Origin of the sequence: Shimia sp., from assembly GCF_041624275.1 — a bacterium.
Taxonomy (GTDB): domain Bacteria; phylum Pseudomonadota; class Alphaproteobacteria; order Rhodobacterales; family Rhodobacteraceae; genus Shimia.
The window spans coordinates 1-4,345 of the sequence record NZ_JBFJVE010000220.1 but is presented as its reverse complement, the minus strand read 5'-3'; the positions used below and the strand labels follow the sequence as shown (position 1 = coordinate 4,345).

General features: G+C 64.0%; 4 protein-coding genes and 1 pseudogene. All 5 read right to left on the bottom strand.

Annotated features, from left to right (window positions below):
* On the bottom strand, nucleotides 1-1,408 hold a 1,408-nt coding region (locus ABZD10_RS13925; protein ID WP_372887372.1), incomplete at its 3' end, for a Do family serine endopeptidase.
* Nucleotides 1,409-1,614: 206 nt separating this feature from the next.
* Nucleotides 1,615-1,812, bottom strand: coding sequence for a DUF2065 domain-containing protein (locus ABZD10_RS13920; protein ID WP_372887371.1), 198 nt, complete (start codon nucleotides 1,810-1,812; stop codon nucleotides 1,615-1,617).
* Nucleotides 1,809-2,690, bottom strand: coding sequence for a protease modulator HflC (gene hflC, locus ABZD10_RS13915; protein WP_372887369.1), 882 nt, complete (start codon nucleotides 2,688-2,690; stop codon nucleotides 1,809-1,811). The genes ABZD10_RS13920 and hflC overlap by 4 nt, the downstream gene beginning before the upstream one ends.
* Nucleotides 2,687-3,820, bottom strand: a complete 1,134-nt coding sequence (hflK, locus tag ABZD10_RS13910; RefSeq protein ID WP_372887367.1) for an FtsH protease activity modulator HflK — start codon at nucleotides 3,818-3,820, stop codon at nucleotides 2,687-2,689. Before hflK ends, hflC begins: the two co-directional genes overlap by 4 nt.
* A 65-nt stretch (nucleotides 3,821-3,885) precedes the next feature.
* A pseudogene (locus tag ABZD10_RS13905) lies at nucleotides 3,886-4,345 on the bottom strand (NADPH-glutathione reductase); the annotation flags it as partial.

The following is a 4,345-nucleotide window of genomic DNA, read 5'->3' as shown; positions in this document are numbered from 1 at the left end:
GCAGGAGCGATTTGCGCCCCGCCTCGCGCGCTTCGGTGATGCGGGCCTCGAGATCGTCCACCGAGACCAGCTTCTTCTGCCCGGCTTCGGTCAGAACATCCCCGGCCCGCACGCCCTTCTCAAAGGCTTTCGACGCCTCGTCCACCTGTGTCACCACCAGACCGTCGACGCCCTCGGCCACACCCAGTTCCGACCGCATGGTGTCGTTCAGCGGGATGACGGTCAGCCCCATGAGTTGTTTTTCAACCGGCGGCTGCGGCTCCTGATCCGGGGTTGCGGCCTGCGCGGTCTCGGCGGTTTCGCGCCGCCCCAAAGTCACTTTCAGGGTCTTGGTCTTGCCATCGCGCAGCACCACCACGCGCACCGCGGTACCGACCTTGGCATTGCCGACCTGACGCACCAGCCCGCGCACGTCCTCGACCGCCTGGCCGTCGAAATTCAGGATCACGTCACCGGCCAGCATGCCAGCGTCCTTGGCCGGGCCGTCGGGCACGTCGGTGACCATGGCGCCGGCGGTGGTTTCCAGCCCCTCAACGGCCTCGACCATGTCCTCCGAGACGTTCTGGATGCGCACCCCAAGCCAGCCGCGCCGGGTTTCGCCGAACTCTTTCAACTGGTCGACCACGCCCGCAACCACGTTCGAGGCCATCGAGAACCCGATGCCGATCGAGCCGCCGTTGGGCGACAGGATCGCGGTATTCACCCCGACCACGTCGCCGGCCATGTTGAACAAGGGGCCGCCCGAGTTGCCACGGTTGATCGCGGCGTCGGTCTGGATGTAGTCGTCATAGCTGCCCGACAGCGCCCGGCCCCGCGCCGAGACGATGCCGGCCGAAACCGAGAACCCCTGGCCCAGCGGGTTGCCCATGGCCATCACCCAGTCGCCGACCCGCGCCGTGTCGCTGTCGCCGAAGCTGACAAAGGACAGCGGCTGATCGGTCTCGACCTTGAGCAGCGCGATGTCGGTGGTGGCATCCTTGCCGACCACCTTGGCGGGCAGTTCCTCGCCCGAAAAAAACTCGATCATGATTTCGTCGGCGCCGTCGATCACGTGGTTGTTGGTGACCACGAAACCGTCTTCGGAGATCACGAAACCCGAGCCCAGCGCCGAGGTGCGGCGCGGCGTGTTGCCTTCGCCGTTGCGATCGCGGAACTCGCGGAAGAACTCTTCGAAGGGCGAACCCTCGGGGACGATGCCCTGCGGGCCGGTGCGCCCGGCGACCACGGTGGTGGTGGTGATGTTGACCACCGCCGGGCTGACGCGCGCTGCGAGGTCGGCAAAGGTTTCGGGGCGTGCCTGGGCGCTGAGGGCCTGAGCGAGAAACAACAGAGCGGCCAGCGCAAGAACCCAGATGTCCCGTCGTTGCGGCGCCCGGGCGCGCGCGATTGCGATTGCCTGATTAGTCACTCGGTATTCTCCTGTATTGCGACCTGTTGGACGGCCCCCTCGGGCGGGGGCCTGTTCTGCGACACATTGTATGTAGGCAGCATCATGCGCAACTCAACGCCCATCGCATAGGGACAATTTGATGTGATGAAACTGTGAAGCGATGAACAAATCGCCAACCGAACGTGCGCGGGGTGCCATCGAAACGTCGGCGAGGCGCGGCCAGATCAGGCGCCGAGCAGCCGCGCCAGCCAGATCAGCACCAGCCCCAGCGCCATCGCCGCCAGACCCAGCGTGCGGCGCTGCCCCTTGGGAAGGGCGCGCAGCGCCTCGAGCAGTTGCTCGACAAGCGAAGGGGCCAGTGCATAGACCAGCCCCTCGATCACCAGCACCAGGCCGATGGCAAACAGGACAAGCCCGATCATCGACCGGGAGTGACCGATTTCAGATAGTCGAAGAACTCGCTGTCCGGCGACATGACCATGGTCGAGTTGTTGCCTTGCAGCGCCGCACGGTAGGCGGCCAGCGAACGATAGAATTCGAAGAACTCCGGATCGGCGCCAAAAGCGGTCGCAAAAATGCCGTTGCGTTTCGCATCCGCCTCACCGCGAATGATCTCGGACTGCCGGTTGGCATCCGAGACCAGCTCGACCACGGTGCGGTCGGCCTGGGCGCGGATGCGCTGTGCGGCTTCCTTGCCTCGGGCGCGTTCGTCGGTGGCCTCGCGTTCACGCTCGGCGCGCATCCGGTCGAAGGTGGCGCTGAGGTTTTCGCGCGGCAGGTCGGTGCGTTTCAGGCGCACGTCGATCACCTCGAGCCCCAGCCCCCGGGCATCCATGATCGCCCCGTTGCGGATGCGCAGCATCAGCGCCGCCCGATCCGAGCTGAGGATGTCGTTGGAGGACACCGAACCGAGGATTTCGCGGGTCTGCGCCACGAGGATCGAATCTAGACGGCGCCCGGCCACTTCGATGGCCTGATCGCCACCGGCGCCGGTGGCCTCGCGGAACTTGTTGACATCGATGATCCGGTAACGGGCGAAAGCATCCACCACAAGACGGCGATCATCCAGCGGCGTCACCTCGAGCGGGCCGACTTCGCGGCTGAGGATGCGGTCATCATAGGTCACAACCTCTTGGATCATGGGGATTTTCACATAAAGCCCCGGCTCTTCACGGATGTCCACGACCCGGCCAAATTGCAGGACCAGCGCCTTTTCACGCTCGTCGACAATAAACAGCGAAGAAAAGATCGCAATCAGCGCCACCACGAGAACGGGCAGCAGATAGGTCGACTTTCTCATTGCTTCGCCCCCTTGTTCAGTTCGTTCAGCGGCAGATAGGGCACGACACCCTGACCGCTGGATTGTTCGTCGATGATCACCTTGTCAACGCGGCCCAGCACCTCTTCCATGGTCTCCAGATAGAGACGTTTGCGGGTCACATCCGGAGCCTTCTGATATTCGGTGAGAACGGCGGTAAAGCGGCTGGCTTCACCTTCGGCCTCGTTGACGACGCGGGCGCGATAGCCTTCGGCCTCTTCGAGAACCTGCGCCGCTTCACCACGGGCGCCGGCCAGCACCTGGTTGGCATAGGCATCGGCCTGTTTCTGGGTCCGGTCACGTTCCTGCTCGGCGGCCTGAACGTCGCGGAAGGCGTCGATCACCTGTTCGGGCGGGTCGGCCTTGTCGAAATTGACCCGGACGATGTTCACACCGGAATCATAGCTGTCGAGCGTCTGCTGGATCAGGTTTTTGAGATTTCCCGCGATCACGCCCCGGTCCCGGTTGAGGATCGGTGCCAGATCGGATTGGGCGATGATCTCGCGCATGGCCGATTCCGACACCGCGCGGATGGTCGGGCGCGGTTCGCGCAGATTGAACAGGAACTGGGCCGGATCGGAAATGTTCCACACCACCTGAAAGTCGATGTCGACGATGTTTTCATCGCCGGTCAGCATCAGCCCGGCATCGCTGCCACGGCCACCGACACCGATGTCTTCGGTCTGTTCACGAGTCACCGGAACCACTTCGGCCGTGACCACCGGCCAGGGCGCAAAGTTCAGACCGGGACCGCCGGTCGAGGCATATTCGCCCAGAAACAGTTCGACCGATTGCTCTTCGGGCTTCACCGTGTAGAAGCTGGCCATGCCCCAGAGCACCGTCGCCGCGACCAGCCCGAGCACCACCGTGCCCTTGCCAAAGCCACCGGCCGAAGGGCGCCGTCCGGCACCACCGCCGCGATTGCCCCCCGAGCCGCCGCGCCCGCCCATCAGCACGCGCAGCTGGTCCTGTCCCTTTTTCATCAACTCGTCGATGTCGGGAATCTGCGGCCCGTCGTCATCCGGGCCGCGACCGCCGCCCTGATTGCCGCGATTGTCGCCGCCGCCCTTGTTGTCGTTGCCGCCCCAGGGGCCGCCAGTATTACCTGCCATAAAGGTCCATCCCTTCCTCATCACGTCTCGGGCCACAACTTAACCTGTGCAGGCCCGGCGAAAAATCAACCCGTTCGGGTCGGTGTTTTCATCGTTACTATTTCTTCCGACATGGTCGGATGCACCGCAACAGTGCGGTCGAAATCTTCCTTGGTGGCGCCCATTTTCACCGCAATTCCCGCCAGTTGGATCATCTCTCCGGCCCCCGGCGCCACGATGTGACAGCCCAGAACCTTGCGGGTCTTCTGGCTGACCACGAGTTTCATCAACACCCGTTCGCTGCGCCCGGCAAAGCTTTGCTGCATCGGCTTGAAACTGGTCGCGTAGACCTCGATCGGTTCCTGTTCGCGGGCCTCTTCTTCCGACAGGCCCACGGTGCCCATCTCGGGCTGGGTGAAGATCGCCGTCGGAATCAACTCGTGATCGGGTTTGGTCGGGTTGCCCTTGAACACGGTTTCGACAAAGGCCATGCCCTCGCGGATCGCCACCGGGGTCAGGTTCACCCGGTCGGTGACGTCGCCGACG

Bases quoted from the DNA above. Each gene is read 5' to 3' on its own strand.
- ABZD10_RS13920 (WP_372887371.1), bottom strand. From the start codon at position 1,812: ATGATCGGGCTTGTCCTGTTTGCCATCGGCCTGGTGCTGGTGATCGAG.
- hflC (WP_372887369.1), bottom strand. From the start codon at position 2,690: ATGAGAAAGTCGACCTATCTGCTGCCCGTTCTCGTGGTGGCGCTGATT.
- hflK (WP_372887367.1), bottom strand. From the start codon at position 3,820: ATGGCAGGTAATACTGGCGGCCCCTGGGGCGGCAACGACAACAAGGGC.